Origin of the sequence: Bradyrhizobium sp. 35, assembly GCF_023073215.1 — a bacterium.
Lineage (GTDB): Bacteria > Pseudomonadota > Alphaproteobacteria > Rhizobiales > Xanthobacteraceae > Bradyrhizobium > Bradyrhizobium canariense_D.
Genome location: NZ_JADPJC010000157.1, coordinates 74,776 through 97,333 on the forward strand (window position 1 = coordinate 74,776; position 22,558 = coordinate 97,333).

The window sequence follows — 22,558 nt, forward strand, 5'->3', positions numbered from 1 at the left end:
AGGTCGAGGGAGAGAAACATGTCAGGGACTCTGGTCGGTGAATTGATCCTCTGGCTGATCGTCGCCGTCGTGGTGATCGTGGTCGGCGTCTACATCGTGAACTGGCTCTATCACCGCTCGTCCAAGGAGACCTCATTCGTCCGGACCGGCCTGCTCGGCGAGCGCGTTGTGATCAACGGCGGCGCCTTCGTGCTGCCGTTCATCCACGACTACACGCCCGTCAACATGAACGTGCAGCCGATGGGCATCGTGCGCTCCCGCCAGGACGCCGTGATCACCCGTGACCGCATGCGCGTCGACATCGAGGCCGATTTCTATGTCCGCGTGCAGGCGACCCGCGAAGCCGTGTCTATCGCGGCCGCCACACTCGGCCGCCGCACCATGGAGCCCGAACAGCTCCACGCCCTCCTCGCCGGCAAATTCATCTCGGCCATTCGTTCCGTTGCCTCGGAGATGACCCTCGAGCAGATGCACGAGCAGCGCGGTGAGTACGTCGCCCGCCTCAAGGCGAACGCCGCAGAGGCCCTCGCCCAGAACGGGCTCGAGCTGGAATCAGTCGCGATCACCGATCTCGACCAGACCGATCTCGAATTCTTCAACCCCTCGAACCGCTTCGACGCCGAAGGTCTGACCCGCCTGATGGAGGACATCGAGGCCAAGCGCAAACTGCGCAACGACATCGAGCAGGATTCGATGATCAAGATCCGCTCCCGCAACCTGGAGGCCGAGCGGCAGGCTCTCGAGATCGAACGCGAAAGCGAGACGGCGCGCCTCGAACAGGAGCGTGACATCGAGATGCGCCGCGCCCTGCAACGCACCGAGGTCGCACGCGAACGGGCCCTGCGCGAGACCGAAGCTGAGCAGGCGCAGATTTCCGCCCGTGAAACCATCGAGAAGGCGCGAATCGCCAACGACCAGGCGATCGCCGAAGCCCGTATCGCCTCGGAGCGTGAGACCCGCCAGCGGGAGATCGAGCGCACCCGCACCATCGAGGAGAAGGAACTGCTCGCACGGGAGGAAATCGAAAAAGCCCGGATCGCCAACCAGCGCTCGATCGATACCAGCCGCATCGCTTCCGAGCGCGAGGTGCGCCAGCGCGAAATCGAGCGGATGCGGACCGTCGAGGAAGCCGAGATCACCGCCCGCGAAGCGATCGAGAAAGCGCGTATCCAGCAGGACCGCGTCGTGACCGACGCCCGCATCGCTAACGAAGAGGAGACCCGGCGCCGCGAGATCGACCGGACCCGCGCCGTGGACGAAGCCGAGATTGCTGCCCGCGAGACGACCGAAAAGGCCCGCATCGCCCAGACCATGATTGTCAATGTCGAGCGCATCGCATCCGATGAGCGCACCCGTGCGCTGGAGATCCAGCAGGTGCGTAACATCCAGGAAGCCGAGATTGAGGCGCAGCGCGCGGTCGAGGCGGCGCGAATCGACCGGGAGCACAGGCTCGCCGTCGAGCGCATCGCGGTCGAGCAGAATACCCGGCAGTTGGAAATCGAGCGAAATCAGACGCTGGAAGTCGCAGAGGTCGCGGCGCGCGAAGCCACCGAAGCTGCCCGCATCACCCAGCAAGAGCGCGTGCGGTCGCTGGAAATCGCCCGCAACCGCGCCGTCGAGGAAGCCGACATTGCCTCGCGGGAAGCCATCGAAGCCGCCCGGATCGCGCAGGAGAAGTCCGTTGCAGCCGAGCGTATCCAGGCCGAGCGTGACACACGCGCGCTCGAGATCGAGCGCTCAGCCGTGCTCGAGGCGGCCGAGTTGAAGCGCCGCGACGCCATCGAGCGCCAGCGCATCGGCGTCGATCTCGCGCTCGAGGCCGAGCGGATCACGTCCTCCAAGAAGCGCGAAGTCCTCAATATCGAGCACAAGAAGGCGATCGAGATCGCGGATGAGGACCGCGTCATCGCGCTCTCGACCAAGAAGTCCGAGCGCATCGACGCCGACCGCCAGGTCAGGCAGGCCGAGATTGTCGCGCGCAAGGAGGTCGAGACCACCGACGTCTCGCGCGAGCATGCGCTAGAGGCGGCGCGAATCGAGCGCCGCCGTTCGATCGAACAGCTCGAAGTCGCTCGCGTCCAGTCGCTCCAGGAAGCCGAGATTGCCGCGCGGGAAGAGGTTGAGCGCTCCCGCATCGCCTCCGATCGCGGCCTCGACGAGGCCCGCATCGGCCGCGAGCGCGAGTTGCGCAAGCTCGAAATCAATCGCGAGAAGGAGGTCGAGACCGTCTTGATGGAAAAGGCGATTGCTATCCACCTCAAGTCGCTGGAGGAATCCGCGGCCAAGGCCTCGGCTGAGGAAGCGCGGGTGCATGCCACTGAAGCCACCGAGCGCGTCATAACCGCGCGCGAGAGCGAGATCGCGAAGCGTCGCAAGACCGTGGAGATCCTGATCGCCGAGAAGCAGGCCGAGGAGACGCGAATTGCCGCGGAAGCCGAACGGATCCGCGCTGCAGTCGAGGCCGAGGCGCAGCGTATGCTCAACGAGGCCGAGAACGTGCTGACCGACCAGGCGCGCTACTCGCTATTCCGTAGAAAGCTGCTCGACCGCATCGAGGGCATCGTCCGTGAGAGCGTCAAGCCGATGGAGAAGATCGAGGGCATCCGCATCCTGCAAGTCGATGGTCTCAACGGCAACGGCCATGGCGGGAATGGCGGCCGTAGCGCCACCGACGAGGTGATCGACTCGGCGCTGCGCTACCGCGTCCAGGCGCCGCTGATCGATTCGCTTCTGGCGGACATCGGCGTCGAAGGTGGCAGCCTCGCCAAGATGCCAGGCCTGATCCGGGAAGCTCGCGACATGCAGGGCATCAAGGACTCCGCGCGCAAGAGCGGCGGCGGTGGCGAGAAGCCAGCCGCTGCACCCTCGCCTGCAGCCGACGGCGAGCCGCCCGCCGAGCGCAGCCCCCGAAAGAAGAGCTGAGGTCGCACCATGGCCCGCGTCTACGTCTCGACCGTCGTCAAGGCGCGCAACGATCGCGTCTGGGCGCGAGTGCGCGACTTCAACGGTCTGCCGAACTGGCATCCCGCGATTGCGGAAAGCCGCATCGAGGGTGGCGAGCCCTCCGACAAGATCGGCTGCGTCAGGGATTTTCGCCTCCGCAACGGCGATCGCATCCGGGAAAAGCTGCTTGGCCTGTCCGATTACGACATGTTCTGCACCTACTCGATCCTCGAATCCCCGATGGGGGTCGAGGACTACGTCGCGACGCTTCGGCTGACGCCGGTCACGGATGGCGACCAGACCTTCATGGAATGGACCGCTGAGTTCGAATGCGCACCCGAGCGGGAGGCGGAGCTTGTCGCGAATATCGGCGGCGGCGTGTTCCAGGGCGGCTTCGACGCCCTCAAACGCCAGTTCGGAGGCTGAGCGCAGTGCCGCATATCGTCAAGAGCACGATCCTGGATGCGCCGACCGGGTCCGTGTGGGCGGTGCTGCGCGATTTCAACGGGCACGATCGCTGGCATCCGGCGGTCGCGGCCTCCACCATCGAGCGGGCGCAGGCCTCGGACAAGATCGGCTGCGTCAGGCGGTTCAAGCTGCAGGACGGCTCGGAGCTGCGCGAGCAATTGCTGACGCTGTCGGATCTGGAGCAGACCTTCAGCTACTGCCTGCTCGATACGCCGGTCCCGATGTTCAACTACGTAGCCCACGTCCGCCTGCTGCCCGTGACGGACGGCGACCGTACCTTCTGGCACTGGGAATCGCGCTTCTCGACGCGGCCGGAGGACAAGGATCGTATCACCCACATGGTCGCGGAAGATATCTACCAAGCGGGATTCGTAGCGATCCGCCGACACCTCAAGGAGGCTGTGTCAACATGACTGTGACGGTGAAGACCTTCACAAGCTCGAGCGAGGCCGCCGCCGCGCTGTCGTCCGATCGCACCGCTCGCTATCTCGGTGGCGGCACGCTCGTGATGCGCGCTCTGAACGAAGGCGATATCTCGCTCTCGACCATCGTGCGCGCCAATGACCAAGCCTTGACGCGCATCGACCCATCTGGTCCGCGGATCACCTTGGGTGCTGGCGTAACTTTCGCCCGGATTCTGGGCGAGCGTGACCTCGCTTTCCTGCACGCCCCTGCCCGCTCGATTGGCGGCCCGGCGGTGCGCAACATGGGTACGGTGGGCGGCAATCTGTTTGCGCCTAATCCCTATGGCGATTTCACCGTCGCCCTGCTTGCGCTCGATGCCACGGTGGCCCTGCAAGGCGGCTTTGGATCGCGCGACATTCCAATTGAGGAGTTTTTGCAGTCACGTGAAAGGCAGGCGGGCGCGCTCGTGCTGTCGGTGTCATGCACGCGACCGACTAGCGCGGAGGCTTTTCGCTACCGCAAGATCGCACGGATCAAGCCCAAGGGCGGCTCGGTCATCACGCTCGCCGCACATCTGCCCATCAGTGGCGGGCGGGTCGCCGGGGCACGAATCGCATTGGGATCGATGGCGCCGACGCAAATACGTGCGCGGGCGGCCGAACGCGCTCTGGAAGGTCGCTCGCTCGATGCCGCGACCGTTGCGGCCGCAGCCTCCGCAGCGGCGGAAGGAACATCGCCCTCCGACAACGCGCTCGGCAGCGCCTGGTACCGCCGCGAGATCGTCGGCGTCCATCTGCGTCGTCTTCTCTTGGGTCAGGAATAGATCGTATGGCCAAGACTGCCCTGCAATTTCGTCACAATGGCAGCGATGTCGCCATTTTCGTCGATGGCGGCACCAACCTGCTCGTCGCGCTTCGCGAATTGATCGGCGACATGACGCCGAAATTCGGCTGCGGCCAGGGGGGCTGCGGCACGTGTAGCGTCCTGATCGACGGCGAGCTCCATCTCTCCTGTCTGACGCTGGCCGAGACCGTCGCCGGCCGCTCTGTCGAGACGCTGGATAGCCTGAAGCAGGGACCGAACCTCCATCCGCTGCAGCGCGCCTTCGCCGAGAATTTTGCTGCCCAGTGCGGCTATTGCACGCCGGGCATGCTGATGGCTGCCAAGGCGCTGCTCGACCGCAATCCCTCCCCGAGCCGCGCCGAGATCGTGGAGGCGATCTCCGGCAACATCTGCCGCTGCACCGGCTACGAGCCGATCATCAACGCCATCCTCGCCGCCTCCGGCGGCAGGGTGAGCGCCTGAAGGACCAGATCATGCTGGAACTACGCAAGGACATCTTCGCCGACGAGCGCGACGATAATCTCAACGAGATCGGCAAGGGCACACAGCGCCAGGACATGCTTGGCCATGTCACGGGCACCTCGAGCTATTTCAACGACCACAAGCTCCAGGGCATGCTGCACCTGAAAGTCGTTCGCTCGACCCATTCGCATGCAAGGATCCGGCGGATCGATACCGCGGACGCCGAGCGCTCAGCCGGCGTGCGCCGGATCATCCGCGGCTCCGACGTGCCCCGCAACCTCAACACACTTTTGAGCCTGATCAATTTCGGCAAGGACGACGAACCATCGCTGGCCGTCGACAAGGTCCGCTACAAGGGTGAGCCGATCCTGGCCATCGTCGCCGACAGCGAGCGCGAGGCGTTCGAGGCGATCGCAAAGGTGCGGATCGACTATGAGCCGTTGCCAACCGTGTTCGACGTGGAAGATGCGCTGAAGGCCGGCGCGCCCGTCGTCAACGATACCTATCCGAAGAATGCCTTCATTTATCACGACACATACGACCACCAAAAGCTCCGCTTCGGCGATGCCGATGCCGCACTCGCGACCGCCGATCACGTGCTTGAACAACGCTACCAGATGTCACCAATCGAGCACGCGCCGACCGAAACCAATGGGTCGATCGCGGCGCCCGACACCAACGGGCGCTATGTCGTCTATACGTCGACGCAGGCGCTGTTCTTCTCGGTCGACACCTGCGCCAAGATCCTCGACGTCCCTTCCAACACCTTCCATTTCATTGGCGGCACCGTCGGCGGCGGCTTTGGCGGCAAGGTCGACACGCTGACCGAACCGTTATGCATCCTGGGTGCGATGCTGACGGGACGTCCCGTGCGCTACGTGTTCGGACGCGAAGAAGAGATGCAATACGGCCCGCCGCGCGGCGCCGAGCGCATCTACATCAAGGACGGCGTGATGCGCGATGGCCGCGTCGTCGCGAGAAAGATCCGCGCATATTTCGACAGCGGCGCATATACGCGGCTCTCCAGTTATGCAGCGGTGAAATGCGCAGCCCATCTGCCAGGACCCTACACCATCCCGAACGTCTATGGCGACGTCTACTGCGTCTTCACCAACCGTACGCCTGCAACCGCGATGCGCGGCTTCGGCGTCACCGCCATGGACTTTGCGATCGAATGCCAGATGGACAAGCTCGCGAACCTCGTCGGCATGGACCCGATGGAGTTCCGCATCCTCAATGCCTATCGCGACGGCGACATGAAGGCGCATCGGCGCGAGGCCAAGAACACGGCGCTGATCGAGTGCGTCCAGGTCGCGGCCGAGAAAGCCAAATGGCCGATCCGCGACGAGTTCAAGCGCGCCTCCTCCCGCAAAGACGGAGGCGGCAGCCGCGCTGCCATCCCGCGGACGCCTGCCGACATCCACGTACGGACGACCGCGCCGGCGCAGCAGCGCACGAGCTATGATCGCCTGCCAACGGCCGCGTCGCGCGAACCCCCGCGCGAGCCCCCACCGCCCGCGCCGCCACCGCCATCGCCACCGCGACCAACATCGCCCTCGCATGGGGCGGGCCGATTCTCATCCGTGTTCGGCACCAGGAGGCGTTGAGATGACGCGACATCGCGGACGCGGCATCGCGTCGGTCAACTATCCCATCGGCATGAACCTCGGCGGCGATCCCAGCCAAGCCCTGGTTCATTCCAATCCAAGCGGCAAGTTCACCGTAGCGCTGTCCTCGATCGACCTCGGCCAAGGCATGAAGTCGGTCACGCGGCAGATTTGCGCAGAGACGCTCGGCGTACCCGTCGAGGACGTCTATGTCGATACCGCCGATTCCGATACTGGCCCGCATTGCATGGGCTCGTTCGCCTCGCGCGGCACCCATCGCGTCGGCAATGCAGTGATGGCGGCGGCGCGCGAGGCGCGCGGCGTGATGATGGAGGCGGCCGCAGAAGAACTCGAGGTCAACGCCGCCGATCTCGAAACCGACGGACGTGGCAACATCCACGTCAAGGGCGCGCCGCACCGCTCGATCTCCACCAAGGACGTCGCCATCGCCGCGCAGTTCAAGCAGGGCAAGACCATCGCCGGCCGCGGCATCTTCCTGGTTCCTCTGTCCAATGTCGATCCGGAAACCGGCGAGATGTCGCCGGCGACCTGTTACGCCCATGCCTGTCTCGTCGCCGAGGTCGAGGTTGACGACGAGACCGGCGAGGTCACGATGATCCGCATGGATTCTGCCTATGAGCTCGGCCGTGCGCTCAACCCGCGCCTGGTCGAGCAACAGCTCGTCGGCGGCGCCTGGATGGGCGTCAGTCACGCGCTCTACGAGACGCCAGAACCCTATTATCCCGACCCGGTCCACGGCCCTCGCGACTTCGTCGAATATGTCATGCCCGGTCCTGGCGATATCTGCCCGCACGACATCGCCGTATTGGAACGCCCCGCTCCCGATGGCCCCTTCGGCGCCAAGGGGCCCGGCGAAATGTGCGCGAATCCCGTATTGCCGGCCGTTGCGAACGCCATCTTCAACGCCGTCGGCGTGCGCATCGACGATCTGCCGATTACGCCGGAGAAGGTGCTGCGCGCGATCAAGGCCGAGGGCGGCGCGCGCCCTCAGGCGCGGCGCTGAGGTCTCGATGGCCGTCCGCAGCAACATCGTCGGCATCGACAGCCCAGAGGCACTGGAGAAAGCGCTTCGGGCAGCCTATTACCTTGCCGACGAGGGGCTGGCGACCGCAGCCTATCTCGGGCTGGCACTCGGCAAGCCATTGCTGCTCGAGGGCGCGCCGGGCGTCGGCAAGACCGAGGCCGCCAAAGCCATTGCCGCGGTCCTCGGCCGCCGCCTGATCCGCCTGCAATGCTACGAAGGCATCGACGCATCTGCCGCACTCTACGAATGGAACTATCCGCGCCAGATGCTCGCAATCCGCCAGGCCGGCGATGAGAGCGTCGACATCTACGGCGAAACGTTTTTAATCGAGCGACCGATGCTGGCGACGCTGCGCGCACCTGACTCAACTGTGCTGCTGATCGACGAAATCGACCGCGCCGACCAAGAATTCGAAGCCTTCCTGCTCGAGTTCCTGTCCGACTTCCAGATCTCGATTCCGGAGCGCGGTACGGTTCGCGCCTCTGAGCGCCCGGTTGTCGTCCTGACCTCGAACCGCACGCGGGATCTTCATGAAGCGTTGCGGAGGCGATGCGTCTATCACTGGATCGACTATCCCTCCGCCGAGCGCGAAGCGCGCATCGTGATGATGCGGGCCTCCAGCGTCGCCGAGGGGACCGCGCGGGCCGTCGTCGCCGCCGTCGAGAAGCTGCGACGCGAACCACTCAGCAAGGCGCCCGGGATCGCCGAGGCCGTCGACTGGGCCGAGGCCGCCACGCTGCTGCACAAGGGCGGCGCACGGTGGCCTGATGCCTTCAGGCGCTCGATCGGCGTTGCCTTGAAAGACGAGGAGGATCTGCACTTCATTTCGCCGCGCCTCGATGCCCTGCTGGCGGAGGCCTCTGCATGAGCGCCGAACCCGAACTGCCGCGCGCTGCGCGTGTATTCATCTCGTTCGTCGGCTTGTTGCGAACGAACGGATTTGCCGTCGCACCGGAACAGACGACGTCGTTCCTTGCCGCAATCCAGTTGCTCGGTCCCCGCAGCCTGGAGGACATTCGGCAGGCAGCCCTCGCAACACTGGCTCCTCCACCGGAGCGTCGCGCAACGTTCGACCGGCTGTTCGATCTGCACTTTCGCGGAAACGAGGCAATCGAGCGCGTCGATGACGGTGAGGACGACGAGACTGTTCGGCTGCAAGAGGAGGCCCGTGGAAACGACGAGCCGCTGTTGTCGGACGAGGCCAACGAGTCCGGTCTCGCAGCTGCGCGCGCCGAAACCCTGGTCGAGCGCCGCTTTGCGCAGCTCTCGACCACCGATGCGCTGCGCCGGCTGTCCCGCGAGGCGCCGAGGCGCCTGCCGAAGCGGCGCGGCCATCGCCGCATGCGGGCTCGCAGCGGACCCTACGCCGATTTGCGCCGCACCCTGCGCGACTCCGTTCGCAGCGATGGCGAAATTCTCCGGCTGGGGCGTTTGAAGCGGCGGCAGCGCCCACGCAAGATGTTGCTTCTGATTGACGTCTCCGGCTCGATGAAGACCCGCACCGAAGAGAATATGAAGTTCGCGCACACGTTGGTGCAGGCGGCGCCCAGCGTCGAGGTCTTCACCTTCGGCACGCGGCTGACCCGCATCACCCGCCCGTTGCGACTCAAACGCCGAGAGCAGGCGCTCAGGGCGGCGGCCCATGCGGTCAGCGACTGGGACGGCGGCACCCGAATCGGCGATGCGCTTCAGGCGTTTCTCGCCGTGCCCCGCTTCGGTGGATACGCGCGGGGCGCTGCCGTGATCATCGTTTCCGACGGCCTGGAACGGGGCGAACCCGATGCGCTGCGCGATGCGGTCGCGAAACTATCGCGCCGTGCGTGGCGCGTGAGCTGGCTGACACCGCTCGCGGCTGGTCCCGACTTTCGCCCGCAGACCGAAGCGCTGGTCGCGATCGAACGCTTCGTCGACGACCTCGTCGATGGTGGCTCGAGCGCGTCGATCGTCGCGCATGTGCTGGCGCTGGGACAAAGGAGAGTTGCGTGACCGACGTCGTCGATGGGCACCATCATATCTGGCGCCAGACCGACCTGCCCTGGCTGGTGGGTCCGATGCAGCCGCGCATCTTCGGTCCGTACGAGCCGATCCGGCGCGATTACCCGATCGAGGAATATCTCGGCGACATCGAGGGCAGCGGCGTTACCCGCTCGGTCTATGTCCAGACCAACTGGGCCAATGACCGCTTCGAGGACGAGGCCGCTTGGGTGCAGCAGACCGCCGAGGAGCACGGCTGGCCGCATGCCATCGTAGCTTACGCCGACTTTTCGGTGGACGACGTGCGTCCACAGCTCGACCGCCTGAAGCGTTATGCCCTCGTACGCGGCGTTCGCATGCAACTGCATTGGCACGAGAACCCGCTTTATCGCTTTGCCGCGCGGCCGGACCTTTGCACCGATCCCGTGATCCAGCGCAATATCGCCCGCCTTGCGGATTATGGCTGGAGCTTTGAGCTTCAGGTGTTCACGCCACAGATGCCTGACGCTGCGCGCCTTGCGGAATCCTGCCCTAAGGTGACCTTTATCCTCCAGCACGCCGGCATGCTGGAGGACCTTTCACCGGCAGGCCGCGCCGCGTGGCGCGCCGGGATGGCCCGCCTCGCCGCATGCCCGAACGTCGTGTCGAAACTATCGGGGCTCGGAACCTTCATCCACCGCAACGACCCCGCGCATATCGCATCCGTCCTGACCGATACGATTGCGATCTTCGGCGCCGAACGCTGCCTGTTCGGCTCGAATTTTCCGATCGAGAAATTGTGGACCAGCTATCGCGCGTTGATCGATGCATTCCGTGCCGCCGCGGCGCCGCTACGCGATGATCAGCGCGAAGCCATTTTCAAGACCACCGCTATGCGCGTCTATCGGCTCTGAGCGCCGAGGAAACAACGAGAACGGACACAGGGAGGGACGGAATGCCGCTGGAGATCAAGATTTTGGACTATGGCGATATTGAGCTGGAATCGAGCTTTTTGGTTCTCGGCCGCGATTGCGGCCGCACCCGCCGCGTCCTCACCCTCGGTTTCCTGATCCTCGGCGGCAAGTATCCGGTCGTGGTAGACACCGGTTACCGTTCCAACCAGATCATGGAAACGCTGGGGATGCGCGGCCTGCAGTATCACGAGCACATGATCGAGAACCAGCTTGCGCGGCACGGCGTGCGGATGGGCGATGTGCGTTTCGTCTGCCACACCCATCTGCACATCGACCACGCCGGCAAGGACGATCTGTTTCCGATGAACACGACCGTCGTCCTCAACCGTCGGGAGCTTGAATATTCTGTGTCCGGCCTGATGCATCCGCAATATCCGGCACCGGATATCAAGCATCTGATCGACCGTCTGCACACCAAGAGTGCGCTGCGCTTTCTCGACCTCGAGATCACAGGTCCCATCGAGTTGATGCCGGGTGTCTACTGCGACGCCGCGAATGCGCATACCGAGGGATCGATGAATATCATCGTCGAAACGGCCGACGGCATCGCCACCATCTGCGGCGACGTCATCTATGATTTCAACGACCAGATCGTGACGCCCTTCAACGAGATCCACGACTGGGAGCCGCGCACCACTGGCAACCACGGCACCACCAAGCGGGCCGAGAAGGCCGCCATCAAAAAGCTGCTCAGCAATTCGCGCTATCTGCTGCCGGTCCACGACCGCCCCGCCAAGATCGAAGGCGGCAACGTCGTCGGCCGGCTGCACGACCAGGTGCCTGGGCCGGTCGTGCAGTCTCTGCCCCAGCGCAACTGGTTTCCGGCCTAGACGCCAGAGGATCGACCGATGACCCACGTCACCTTGCGCTCCGAATTCGAGACCCTGATCGATCCCTACGCACCAGTCGCGCAAATCGGCACCGGTTTTGACTTTACGGAAGGACCGATCTGGCATCCGGTGGATCATTATCTGCTGTTCTCAGACATGCCGGGCGACGTGCGCCGGCGCTGGGATGCGCGGCGCGGCGTCGCCGAGGTCAAGCGTCCCTCGAACAAATGCAACGGCATGACCTATGACGCCGAGCTCAATTTGATCGTTTGCGAGCACGCGACATCGTCGTTGATCCGCGAGCGGCCGGACGGACGGCGCGAGGTGCTGGCCTCGCACTTTGGGGGACAGGAGCTCAACAGCCCCAACGACGTCTGCGTGCACTCCTCCGGCGCGATCTATTTCTCGGACCCCTGGTATGGCCGCATGCCGGTCTATGGCGTCGAGCGGCCGAGGCAGCTCGGTTTCCAGGGCGTCTATCGCGTCGTGCCCGGCGCCGACCCGAAGCTCGTCGTGGACCGCAATCTGTTCGACCAGCCGAACGGGCTGTGCTTCTCGCCCGACGAGAAACTGCTCTATGTCAACGACACCGTGCAGGCACTCATCCGCGTGTTTGATGTCAATTCTGACGGTTCCCTGTCGACCGCGCGGGTGTTCGCGAGCGCCATCCGCTCCGAGCTCGAGCCCGGCTTGCCCGACGGCATGAAGTGCGACCAGCACGGCAACGTCTGGGTTACGGCACCCGGCGGGGTCTGGGTCTATTCGCCGCGGAGCGAGCTGCTCGGCAAGCTCCGCCTGCCCGAACTCGTCGCCAACCTTACCTGGGGCGGGCCGGATTTCCGCACGCTGTACCTGACTTCGACGCACTCGGTCTATGCAATTCCCACCAGGGTCGGACCGCGCCACGAGCCCTATATGAGCGGCAAGCGAGGCAGCGGCACTGCGGCCGCGGGCTCTGCTTCCGCTGCCCCCATCCTTGCCGACGGCGAAATGCAGCTCGACCCGCGACGCTGCGCCATGATCATCCAGGATCTCCAGAACGACGTCATCATGGATGGCGGCGCCTTTGCCGATTCCGGCGCGCCAGGTCACGCGAAGCAGCAGCGCGTCGTCGAGAATGTCCGCCGCCTAGCCGAAACGGCGCGGGCGCGAGGCGTGGCCATCATTCATGTCTGGTTCGTCGTCGAGCCCGGCGCGCCCGGCGTGACGCTGAATGCGCCGCTGTTCGAGGGTCTCGTCGACAGCAAGGCGATGGTGCGCGGAAGCTGGGGGGCGGCACCGGTGTCAGGTCTCGAACCACGGCCCGGCGATTTCGTGGTCGAGAAGGTGCGAATGAGTGCCTGGGAAGGCACGAGGCTCGAAACGATCCTGAAAGCCACCGGCCGCGACATGATCATCAACACCGGCGCCTGGACCAACATGTCAGTTGAGCACACAGCGCGGACCGGTGCCGACAAGGGCTACTTCATGATCGTTCCCGAGGATTGCTGCTCGACCATGAACGCCGATTGGCACGCCGCGTCGATCAATTTCGCCATGCAGAACGTCGCCGTCGTGACCAAGGCCGATGCGGTCATCAAAGCGCTGGGATGAGCGGTGGCGAAGCTCCTGCACCTGTCTTGCTCGCCCCGCGGCGACTCCTGGTCAGGCGCCGGCGCATGCGTTTTCCTCGACGGCTTTCGCCGAGCTCGGCCCGACTGGGACGTGGACGTTATGGATCTCTGGCGCGAGCGCTTGCCGGAATTTTCAGGCCCCATTGTCGAAGCCAAATATGCACGGATGAAGGCGCAGGCCTTCAACGACGCGCAGCGGGACAGCTTCGCGGAAGCCGAGCGGATGGCGGTGCGCTTAGCGCTCGCCGAGCGGGTGCTGATTTCGACGCCAATGTGGAACTTCGGCATTCCCTATAAGCTCAAGCAATGGTTCGACATTATCGTCCAGCCCGGGCTCACCTTTCGGTTCGATCCGTCGCTGGGGTATATCCCGTTGCTGAAGGACCGGCCGACCATCGTCATCATTGCCAGTGGCAGCGATTTCGCCACCGGAATGAATCGCGGGCGCATCGACATGGCAGCGCCTTACCTGCGCGAAATTTTGCGTTTTGTCGGCATCAGCAATGTCCGTTTCATTCCGATCGGACCAACCACCGGACCGCAACAGCCCATTGAGGTGGCTCGCGAACGAGCCCATCGACGCCTGGCCGCAATGGCCGAGAGCTTCTGATGCGCCCCGCAGGTCAGTCGAGGCTACGGCAGATTGTCCCGCAGAAAAATGTCGATGCGGATGCGCTCCTGGTCGGGGCTGATCGGCTCACCCGAACAATGCGCGAGCAGGACTCGCGCCGCAGACCGTGCCTCGTGGCCGGGATCCTGGTTGATGATGGCATCGAGCGTGCCGCGGACCAGGAAACGCCGCGTGTATTGGGTCAGCTCATGGGCAATCCAGACCACCTCGCGCGCCCGTCCCGAGGCCTCAAGCGCGTCGGCGATGCCACGGTTCCCGGCGCCGCAGCAGTATATGCCGCGCAGATCGGGCTGGCGCGCGAGCAGTGCCGCAGTGAGCTCCCGGGTGCGCTCGCTGTCGTCGCGGCCCTCGATCACCGGCAGCGCGACTAGGCTCTGATATTCGCTGGACAGGATCTGGTGGAAGCCGAATTGCCGTTCGGTGTGATCGCGCAGCGACAACGATCCCGCGATGACGGCCACCGTCCCCTTGCGACCAGTGAGGAACCGTCCCATCAGCGTTGCAGCGGTGCGGCCTGCCGCCGGGTTGTCGATGCCGACATAGTGCAGCCGGCGCGAGCTCGGCGCGTCCGACACGAGGGTCACCACAGCGACCCCGCGCGCAGTGAGTTCGTCGATCGCGGCGCGCACCCTGGGATGGTCGAGCGCGATCACGGCGACGCCCTGATAGGCAGGCGAGAGATTTTCCAGCGCGGCGGCGAGTACGTCCGGATCGAACACGTCGACACGCAGGATATCAATGAAGCCGCGCTGGCCGGCGAGCCAGTCTGCGGTGCGCTGGACCTGCTCGGTCAGGTTGGTCATGAAGCTGTTGCTGCCCGTCGGCAGCACAAAGGCAAAGCGGAACGTCTGCCCGCGGGCAAGCCGCGCGGCCGCGACGTCGGCTCGATAGCCGAGTTTTGCCACCGCGGCCTCGACCCGCGCGACGGTCTTGGCGCGCACGCCCTCGCGCCGGTTGACGACGCGGTCGACCGTGGCGAGCGAAACACCCGCCGTGCGCGCAACGTCCTCAAGCGTGGCACGAATCACCGGCTGGCTCGCACCAGCATTCATTCGCGCGCCGCCCACAGCATGCCGCGGGTCATCAACGTCCGGATCTCCGGTACGTCGAGCTCGTAGGCGCGGTGGCCGAGCGAGGAATAGAACACCCTGCCCGCGCCGTATCGCTTCTTCCAGACCACGGGCATTACCACGCCCTCGATCCAGGGCGCGTGCTCGCCGGTGAAGGTCGTCGTCGCCAACACCTCGTTGGCGGGGTCGACATGCATGTAGTACTGCTCGGAACGATGCTCGAAACTCTTCAGGCCCTTCATGATGGGATCATCCGGCTTCGTCAAGTCGACCTTGTAGTCGATGATGTTGCCGGGATGCGCAACCCACTGCCCGCCGCACAGGAACTGGTAGTCGACGGAATCGCGGAACGCGTCACCCATGCCGCCATGATGGCCGGCGAGCCCGACGCCGCTTCGGACCGCAGCGCAGAGATTGAGCGCTTCCGCCTTCTCGATCTTCGACATGGTGTAGATCGGGATGATCAGTGACAGGTCGTGAATCGCGGGATCGGCGAACGCGGCGGTGGTGGTTTCGATCCGCACCTCGAAGCCTTCAGCCTTCAGCCAGCCGCGGATCATCGAAGCGCAGAGATCGGGATCGTGTCCCGGCCAGCCGCCCCATACAATCATTGCCTTGCGCATGGTCATTCCCTCAGTCGATCTGTCCGGTTTCGCGCCCGGCCGGCAGCATCGCCGGCCGCTCGACGCGGCTCTCGATCTTGACGCGCCGGCCTTCGTCGGCAGAGATCTGGAACGCCTCCATCACCTCCAGCACGTGGAAAGCGAGCGCGCCGCTCGCACGATGCGGCCGGTTGTTCAGTATCGCGGAGGCCATATCGGCGGCGCCAATGGAACGGAACTCGCCATCGACATGACCGTGGGTCAGCGGGACCGGCTCCCAGTCGCCGCCAGCCTTGGCGACCTGCACCTCGCCGCCGAAGCGGTTCGGGTCCGGCACCAGCATGCTGCCCTTGTCGCCATAAATCTCGATCGGCGCGTGCCGGTGCTTGGGCACGTCAAAGCTCATCGCGATCGAGACGATCGCCCCGCTCTCGAATTCGAGCGTGCCGGCGACATGGGTCGCAACTTCGACCGGGATCAGCGTTCCGTTCATCGGCTGGCTGGTGACCAGCCGTTCGGATTTCGGGCGCGCGGTCGAACCCATCACGCTCGCCACGGGGCCGAGCAGCTGCACGAGATCGGTGATGTAGTACGGGCCCATGTCAAGCATAGGCCCGCCGCCGCGCAAATAATAGAAACCCGGCGCCGGATGCCAGCGCTCGTGGCCGGGGCAGCCGAAGAAGGCGCTGCCGGCCACGGGCGTGCCGATCGCGCCATCGTCGATCAGCTTGCGCGCGGTCTGGTGCCCACCGCCAAGGAACGTATCGGGTGCGCAACCGACGCGAAGACTCTTCTGCGCAGCGAGCTCCATCACCTTGCGCGCTTCCGTGACGTTGATGCCGAGCGGCTTCTCGGAATGAACGTGCTTGCCGGCGTTCAGCACTGCGAGACTGACGTCGGTGTGGGCGAGTGGCACGGTGAGATTGATGACGATCTCGACGTCGTCTCGCTTGAGCAGCTGATCAACCCGCATCGCCGGCAACCCGAAGGCGGCGCCCTGCCGCTCTGCCGCATCGCTGCGCATATCGGCGAGCGCCTTGATTTCCATGACCGCGAAGCGCTGGGCCGCCTTCAGATAAGCGGTGCTGATATTGCCGCAGCCGATGATGCCGATGCCGACTTTTCTCATTGTGATCTCCGTGAGGTACCGTTCATCCCTTGACCGCGCCGGCGGTGAGGCCTGCGACGATGTGCTTCTGCGCCAGGAGGAAGAGAATGATCGTCGGCAGGATGGTCAACGTGATGAAGGCCAGGATCAGATGCCACTCGGACGAATACTCGCCCTGATAAATCATGATACCGAGCGGCCAGGGATAGAGCGCGTCGGTGTTGAGCATCACCAGCGGCAGCAGATAGGCGTTCCAGCTGTTGACGAAAGTGATGGTACCGACGGTCGCCAGGATCGGCCGGGACAAAGGCAGGGTCACATAGCGGAAGAATTTGATATAGCTGCAGCCGTCGACCAGCGCGGCCTCCAGCAATTCGTACGGGATGTCCTTGAAGAAACGCCGCAGCAGCAGCACGCTCATGGCGAGACTGAAAGCCGTCTGCGGCAGCGCAACGCCAAAGTATGTATCGAGCAATCCGAGATCGCGGACCTTGATGAAGAGCGGCAGCACCGCTGTCGCGGCTGGAAACAGCAGGCCCAGCGTCAGGTAGCTCAGCAGCATCGAGCTGCCATAGAACCTGATATGGGCGAAGGTGAACGCCGCCATCGAGGCGACGATCAGGGTCAGGGCCACCGTGAGGGTCGAGATGATCAGCGAGTTGCGCAAGAGCTGCCAGTAGCGTGCCGAGAACAGGATGTCGGCGTAATTCTGCCACTCCCAGTGACGTGGCAGGCCGAACGGATTGACGCGCAGCTCGCCGAGCGATTTGAAACCACCGAACAAGGTCGCAAGCAGCGGGACCACTACGATGATGGCGACGACGGCGAGGAACACCAGCTTGAACAGCATTGCGGGATCGAATGGCGCGCGGATCGCCTTGGCATTACTCATCGCGCATGAACCATCGCTTGTACGTGAAGGCAAAGGTCACGCAGATCGCAAACAAAATGACGCCGATGGCACTGCCGTAGCCGACCCGCATGCGCGAGATGCCGTTGTTGTAGAGAAAGCTCACCATCGTGTTCGAGGAGTCCGCTGGCCCCCCGCGCGTCAGCGGCATGACGAGGTCGAACAGCTGCAGCGAGCCGACGATGGCGAAGAACACGGATAGCCTTATCGTCGGATAGAGCAAGGGGATGACCACATGTCGCAAGGCTTGCGATCGGGTCGCGCCGTCGATACGCGCCGCCTCGACCAGGCTCTTGTCGAGGCCCTGGAGCGCTGCGATGAATAGCATCATGTGGAAGCCAAAGTACTTCCAGACGACCACGATCAGCACCGCCAGCATGGCCGTATCCGTCGATGCAAGCAGATGCGGCGGCTCGGCGCCGAAGCTGCGCCAGATCGAGGCCACAAGGCCGTAGTCGCCATCATAGACGAAGCTGAAGATCAGCCCGGTTGCGATCTCCGCCAGGATATAGGGCATGAAGACCAGCATGCGCAGCGCCACCGCCCCTCGAAAGCGTTCGGCGAGCATCAAGGCCAGGGTGAGCGCAAGCGGCAGCTGGATGGCGAGCGAAACAGCGATGATCAGGCCGTTGTTGCGCAGAGCGAGCCAGAAGGCGCGGGTCTCCAGCACAAAGCGGTAATTGTCCAGGCCAATCCAGTTGGTCGGCCTGCCGAATCCGTTCCAATTGAAGCCCGAGTACCAAGCTGCTTCGCCGATCGGCAGCACAACGAACAACGTGAACAACAGCAGCGCCGGCGGCAGGAACAGGATGAGCACCGTCAGCCTGCCGTCCCAACTCGGGCCACGGACCGTGACCTGCGGGACCATCTCGCCAGCAGCGCCGATCGCCGACACGCTCGCGGTCCGCCGCGTCACCGTCAGTTGCCCTGTTTCCGCGCCGCCTCGATCGCCTTGGCAGCCTCTTGCGGGCTCATGCTGCCGCCGGCGATCTCGGCCGTGACGTCGTTGACGACGCGGCCGACGGACGGACCCAGGCTCTGGTCATGGAAGTTCTGGTGGTAGTTCGACTTCGCCAGATTGGCGGCGATCAGCTTCATGAAGCCGTTGTTGAGGCCGACATCCGCGCCCTGCACCACCGGGATGATGAAGTTGCCGGCGGCAAGCCGCGTCTGCACCTCTTTGGAGACGAAGTACTTCAGGAAATCGACAGCCTCCTTCGGCGAGCCTTTCGTGATCAGCCAACCGGTGATGCCCCCGAGCGTATCGGTCGGCGCGCCCTTACCGCCGGTCACGACCGGGAAGTCGAACCAGCACATCTTGTCCTCGGTCAATCCGATCTTGTCGGCGGCGAGAGCGCGCTGCAGATGATAGACCGTGCTGATCGCGAGCGTCATCGCCGCCTTGCCGTCGCCGAAATAGCCGACCGCCTGCGGGTTCTTGAAACCCAGGAAGCCATTCTGGAACGGTTGGAGATCCACGAGTTGCTTGAACAGCTCGCCGGATTTCTGGAAGGTTTCCCCGGCAAAGCCGCCGTTCTCGCCACGCAGCGCCGCATCGAACGCCGCCTTGCCGCCGATGCGCACAGCAAGATGCGTCCAGTAGAAGTGCAGTGGCCACTTATCGGCGCCGCCGACCACGATCGGGGTCACGCCGGCGGATTTCAACGTCTTCACGGCAGCAAGCAGATCGTCCCAGCTCTTGATCCCGGCAGGGTCGACCTTCGCCTTGGCCATCAGCTCCTTGTTGCAGAGGAAGCCGACCTGCGAGAGCGCCGTGGGCAGACCATAAACACGGCCGTTGCTGGTGAAGGCGGCGAGCGCCGCGGGTGTGAGACTGTCGCTGTAGCCCTTCACGGAATCGGTGATGTCGTCGAGCACGCCGGCCTCGATCTGCGTCTTCAGGACACCGCCGGACCAGCTGTAGATGATGTTGGGCCGGTCCCTGGATTGCAGGATGGTCGGCAGCTTGGCCTTGTAGGCCTCGTTCTCGAGGAACTGCATCTCGACCTTGACGCCGGGATGCGACCCCTCATAGGCGCGCGCAACCTCCTCCCAGATTTTGACCTGGGCCGGGTTGGCCTCGATGTGCAGCCACTTGACCGTCGTTTCGGCCGCAGCGAGTTTCGCTCCGAACAGGCATGCGACAACGGCTAGTCCCAGTTTCCCGAGCAGTCTCATCACATTCCTCCCAAGGGCTCTTATTCTTTGATGCAATCCTGCCTTCGATTTTTGAGGTACGCAACTGAAATTCTGACCTATGCACCTCACGAGGGAGGTCGCTAAGGTGAGCGGGAGAGTCGGGCCGCGTCGCGCTGCCCCCAACGCAAATCGAGGGATATCCATGGCTGCCGTTTATTCCGACCTCGCCGGCAAGGTCGTTCTCGTCACCGGAGGCGCATCGGGCATTGGCGCTGCGATCGTGCGGCGCTTCGCACAGCAGAAATCCAATGTCGTGTTCTTCGACATCAATGTCGACGCGGGCCAATCGCTGGCACGCGAGCTGTCGGATCAAGGTCTTAGCGCGCGTTTCATGCGTGTCGACTTGACCGATATTGCCGCGTTACGTGCCGGTGTCGCGGAGGCGCGCAATGTGCGCGGCGCGATCAACATCCTCGTCAACAATGCCGCGCATGACGAGCGGCACAGCACCGAGGAAATGACACCGGAATATTGGGACGACCGCATCGGGGTCAACTTGAAGCACCAGTTCTTTGCTGCGCAGGCCGTGTTGCCGGACATGAAGGCGGCGAACGCCGGCGCTATCATCAATTTCGGCTCGGTATCGTGGATCGCCGGACAAGGCGGCATGGCCGCCTACACCGCCAGCAAATCGGGTGTGATCGGTCTCACACGCTCTCTGGCGCGCGATTACGGCGCCTACAATATCCGCGTGAACGCGATAGCGCCGGGATGGATCATGACTGAGCGCCAGCTCGATAAATGGATGACACCCCAGGGCGAGGTCGAGCTCATGCAACGACAATGCCTGAAGCGCAAGCTCATGCCCGACGAGGTCGCGAAGTTCACCATCTTCCTCGCTTCCGACGAGGCTTCTGCCTGCACAGCCCAGCACTACATCGTCGATGGCGGCTGGGTCTGAGGCGGACCAGACCAGATCGTGCATCGGCGCGCCGCTACTTTGCCAGGCGGAACTTCCCGCCTTCGACCTTGATGAGAAAGGCCGAGCGCTCATCATAGCCGTTGTGATCGGCCTTGCTCATGTTCGACAGCCCATTGTTGAGATAGATGTTCTGCCCACGCTCGAGTGCGTCCCGCAGCGCCGCGCGAAATTCGATTGTGCCAGGCTTTGCCGTCTTCAGCGCATCCGGTGCAGCTTTTCCGATCAGTGCCACGACATCCCAGAGGTGAGCAGCGAACATGTTGGGCTTTTGTCCGTTCGCCGCTTCATACGCGGTCACGAACTCCTCCGTCGAACGACGGAACGGATCTCCTGCGGGAAGATCGGCGGCAATGGTAAAAGCTTCGCCCGCGAATACCGCACCTTCGACGTTCGCGCCGCCGAGCTTGATGAACTCCTCACTGGCCACGCCGTGTGTCTGAAATATCTTCCCGGCGTATCCGCGCTCGCGGAGCGCCTGCTGCGGCAGGACGGCCGGAGTTCCTGCGGACGCGATGAAGACGGCATCGGGATTGGTCGACATCACCTTCAGCGCCTGACCGGTGACGCTGGTGTCGGCGCGCGCGTAGACCTCATGTGTGGCTACGGTCAGCCCCAACGCAGGCGCGAGGCGGCTCACCTCCTTGTAGTAGCCCTCGCCGTAGCCATCCGAAACGCCGATATAGCCGAGCGTCTTCACGCCTGATGTCGCGATATGCTTGAGGATGGCGGCCGCCATGAGGTCGTCATTGGGAACGACCTTGAAAGCCCAGGCACGCTTCTCATCCATCGGTTGAACGATGGCCGTAGCGGCAGCGAGCGACAGCAGCGGCGTCTTCGATTCGAGCGCGACATCCAGCATCGGCATGGTCACCGGGGTCAGAGAGGAGCCGACCAGCACGTCGACCTTATCCTGGATCACCAGCCGGCGTGCGTTCTGGACCCCTTTGGTCGAATCCGACTCGTCGTCCAGGACGATATAGGTCACCTTCTCTCCACCGATCTCTTTCGGAAGAGCTGCAACCGTCTTGAGCTGCGGCTGTCCCAGAGCGGATCCCGGGCCGCTTGCCGAAATCACAATTCCAATTTTGATGTCCGCGTGAGCAGCATTTCCAAAAAGGACGCATGCCACAAGAAGCGAGGCTCGCGCGAAACCGATCTTCATGTCCCGTTCCTCCCTGTCCGCTTTGATGACTCCGCCGGCTGCATCGGGCGCCCCGGCTCGAGCTTGCACTGCTCTCCGGGACGCACCGACGCTGCCCAGAAGGCACGTCGTCCGACATACGCGTTCCCTCCTGCGGTCCCGAGCAAGCGGGCGGATCATGCTAAGCGGATCGCGGCAACGTGTCTGTCCCTAGCGTTAGGGACAAGACGTCGGTGCTCGAACCGGAATCTCGAGGTAGACGGACACGCCTTCGCGTTCTCGCGGCGCATTTCGCCCGAGCTTTGCTTGGTCGCTTCACCCTCTTGTCCAAGAGGGCGCAGGGAAGGCCGGGTGCCGGCTGGCACCCGCGGTCCGCTGCGCGAAAAGCACACGCAGGAAAACCGCACAGCAGCATACAGGTGTAGCCAATCACTCGGCCTTCCCTGCGCGATGGTTGGACGGCTTATGCCGTGCTCTCCCGGGAGCCGAGTTCTCTTTGGCCTCCCTCGTCCCAACGAAAGTCACCGCCACCGCGCCGGTTGACGCAGATGCCGCATTCGCCAGGGCTTGACCGTAGCAACGACGGCTAGGACCACACGGTTTTTGCCGTACGCACGGCTCGCCATTTCGCCGCAGTTTTCCCAGCCCTGTCGACGGAGCCGGAAACTTACAGACGAGACGAAGCCTAGCAGCGCCGCTCGTCGGAACGCAGCCTGGGCTCACGGAGAGCAATCCGCCCTGCCCTTAGCCTCTCGCACCCGAACGCTGCCGCGTCCACCGCAAGCCCGGCTCGCGAACATGACGACCACAAGATCGCCCCTCAAGGATGAGC

The 22,558-nt window shown here is 64.0% G+C and carries 21 protein-coding genes; 14 read left to right on the forward strand and 7 right to left on the reverse strand.

The genetic code is table 11. From position 1 onward, the window contains the following. Positions 1–18: 18 nt before the first annotated feature. From IVB36_RS32715 to IVB36_RS32775, 13 genes are read left to right on the forward strand one after another with little or no spacing between them, the layout of a single operon-like run. Entirely contained in the window at positions 19–2,922 is a 2,904-nt protein-coding gene (locus IVB36_RS32715) for a flotillin family protein (protein WP_026233647.1), read from the forward strand. Between the two features lie 9 nt (positions 2,923–2,931). Beyond that, positions 2,932–3,369, forward strand: a complete 438-nt coding sequence (locus IVB36_RS32720) for an SRPBCC family protein (RefSeq protein WP_018458734.1) — start codon at positions 2,932–2,934, stop codon at positions 3,367–3,369. A gap of 5 nt (positions 3,370–3,374) precedes the next feature. Then, positions 3,375–3,824 carry an SRPBCC family protein gene (locus IVB36_RS32725; RefSeq protein ID WP_018458733.1) on the forward strand — a complete coding sequence of 150 codons (450 nt, stop codon included), beginning with the start codon at positions 3,375–3,377 and terminating at the stop codon, positions 3,822–3,824. Further along, entirely contained in the window at positions 3,821–4,639 is an 819-nt protein-coding gene (locus tag IVB36_RS32730) for an FAD binding domain-containing protein (protein ID WP_018458732.1), read from the forward strand. The genes IVB36_RS32725 and IVB36_RS32730 overlap by 4 nt, the downstream gene beginning before the upstream one ends. Before the next feature lie 5 nt (positions 4,640–4,644). Beyond that, positions 4,645–5,121, forward strand: a complete 477-nt coding sequence (locus IVB36_RS32735) for a (2Fe-2S)-binding protein (protein WP_007593025.1) — start codon at positions 4,645–4,647, stop codon at positions 5,119–5,121. Between the two features lie 11 nt (positions 5,122–5,132). Next, positions 5,133–6,728, forward strand: a complete 1,596-nt coding sequence (locus IVB36_RS32740; protein WP_247299701.1) for a molybdopterin cofactor-binding domain-containing protein — start codon at positions 5,133–5,135, stop codon at positions 6,726–6,728. Between the two features lies 1 nt (position 6,729). Beyond that, positions 6,730–7,752: a molybdopterin cofactor-binding domain-containing protein gene (locus tag IVB36_RS32745; RefSeq protein ID WP_085352430.1), complete on the forward strand. Its 1,023-nt coding sequence runs from the start codon at positions 6,730–6,732 to the stop codon at positions 7,750–7,752. A 7-nt stretch (positions 7,753–7,759) separates the two neighbouring features. Then, positions 7,760–8,641: a MoxR family ATPase gene (locus IVB36_RS32750; protein ID WP_018458729.1), complete on the forward strand. Its 882-nt coding sequence runs from the start codon at positions 7,760–7,762 to the stop codon at positions 8,639–8,641. Further along, positions 8,638–9,759 carry a VWA domain-containing protein gene (locus tag IVB36_RS32755; protein WP_018458728.1) on the forward strand — a complete coding sequence of 374 codons (1,122 nt, stop codon included), beginning with the start codon at positions 8,638–8,640 and terminating at the stop codon, positions 9,757–9,759. The genes IVB36_RS32750 and IVB36_RS32755 overlap by 4 nt, the downstream gene beginning before the upstream one ends. Beyond that, a complete protein-coding gene (locus IVB36_RS32760; RefSeq protein ID WP_018458727.1) occupies positions 9,756–10,640 on the forward strand; it encodes an amidohydrolase family protein in 885 nt (294 codons plus the stop codon). The genes IVB36_RS32755 and IVB36_RS32760 overlap by 4 nt, the downstream gene beginning before the upstream one ends. A gap of 41 nt (positions 10,641–10,681) precedes the next feature. After that, positions 10,682–11,530 carry an MBL fold metallo-hydrolase gene (locus tag IVB36_RS32765; RefSeq protein WP_007593031.1) on the forward strand — a complete coding sequence of 283 codons (849 nt, stop codon included), beginning with the start codon at positions 10,682–10,684 and terminating at the stop codon, positions 11,528–11,530. Between the two features lie 18 nt (positions 11,531–11,548). Further along, complete coding sequence (locus tag IVB36_RS32770) at positions 11,549–13,123, forward strand: isochorismatase family protein (RefSeq protein WP_085394193.1); 1,575 nt, start codon at positions 11,549–11,551, stop codon at positions 13,121–13,123. A gap of 3 nt (positions 13,124–13,126) precedes the next feature. After that, entirely contained in the window at positions 13,127–13,753 is a 627-nt protein-coding gene (locus tag IVB36_RS32775; protein WP_026233646.1) for an NAD(P)H-dependent oxidoreductase, read from the forward strand. Positions 13,754–13,776: 23 nt separating this feature from the next. Here IVB36_RS32775 and IVB36_RS32780 read toward each other — a convergent pair whose 3' ends face one another. The 6 genes from IVB36_RS32780 to IVB36_RS32805 are packed head-to-tail and all read right to left on the reverse strand — an operon-like array spanning position 13,777 to position 19,642. After that, a complete protein-coding gene (locus IVB36_RS32780; protein ID WP_026233645.1) occupies positions 13,777–14,826 on the reverse strand; it encodes a LacI family DNA-binding transcriptional regulator in 1,050 nt (349 codons plus the stop codon). Continuing rightward, positions 14,823–15,467 carry a ThuA domain-containing protein gene (locus IVB36_RS32785; protein ID WP_026233644.1) on the reverse strand — a complete coding sequence of 215 codons (645 nt, stop codon included), beginning with the start codon at positions 15,465–15,467 and terminating at the stop codon, positions 14,823–14,825. The genes IVB36_RS32780 and IVB36_RS32785 overlap by 4 nt, the downstream gene beginning before the upstream one ends. A gap of 10 nt (positions 15,468–15,477) precedes the next feature. After that, a complete protein-coding gene (locus IVB36_RS32790) occupies positions 15,478–16,575 on the reverse strand; it encodes a Gfo/Idh/MocA family oxidoreductase (protein WP_247299704.1) in 1,098 nt (365 codons plus the stop codon). A 22-nt stretch (positions 16,576–16,597) separates the two neighbouring features. Then, positions 16,598–17,446 carry a carbohydrate ABC transporter permease gene (locus IVB36_RS32795; RefSeq protein ID WP_247299707.1) on the reverse strand — a complete coding sequence of 283 codons (849 nt, stop codon included), beginning with the start codon at positions 17,444–17,446 and terminating at the stop codon, positions 16,598–16,600. Further along, a complete protein-coding gene (locus IVB36_RS32800; RefSeq protein WP_088930799.1) occupies positions 17,439–18,332 on the reverse strand; it encodes a sugar ABC transporter permease in 894 nt (297 codons plus the stop codon). The genes IVB36_RS32795 and IVB36_RS32800 overlap by 8 nt, the downstream gene beginning before the upstream one ends. Positions 18,333–18,382: 50 nt before the next feature. Beyond that, positions 18,383–19,642 (reverse strand): extracellular solute-binding protein, encoded by a 1,260-nt coding sequence (locus tag IVB36_RS32805; RefSeq protein ID WP_247394367.1) that lies wholly within the window; start codon positions 19,640–19,642, stop codon positions 18,383–18,385. Positions 19,643–19,805: 163 nt separating this feature from the next. On the opposite strand from IVB36_RS32805, the gene IVB36_RS32810 reads away from it, so the two are divergent. Next, on the forward strand, positions 19,806–20,564 hold the full coding sequence (locus tag IVB36_RS32810; protein ID WP_018458719.1) for an SDR family NAD(P)-dependent oxidoreductase: 759 nt from the start codon (positions 19,806–19,808) through the stop codon (positions 20,562–20,564). Positions 20,565–20,598: 34 nt separating this feature from the next. Here IVB36_RS32810 and IVB36_RS32815 read toward each other — a convergent pair whose 3' ends face one another. Beyond that, complete coding sequence (locus IVB36_RS32815) at positions 20,599–21,747, reverse strand: ABC transporter substrate-binding protein (RefSeq protein ID WP_018458718.1); 1,149 nt, start codon at positions 21,745–21,747, stop codon at positions 20,599–20,601. Between the last annotated feature and the right edge of the window lie 811 nt (positions 21,748–22,558).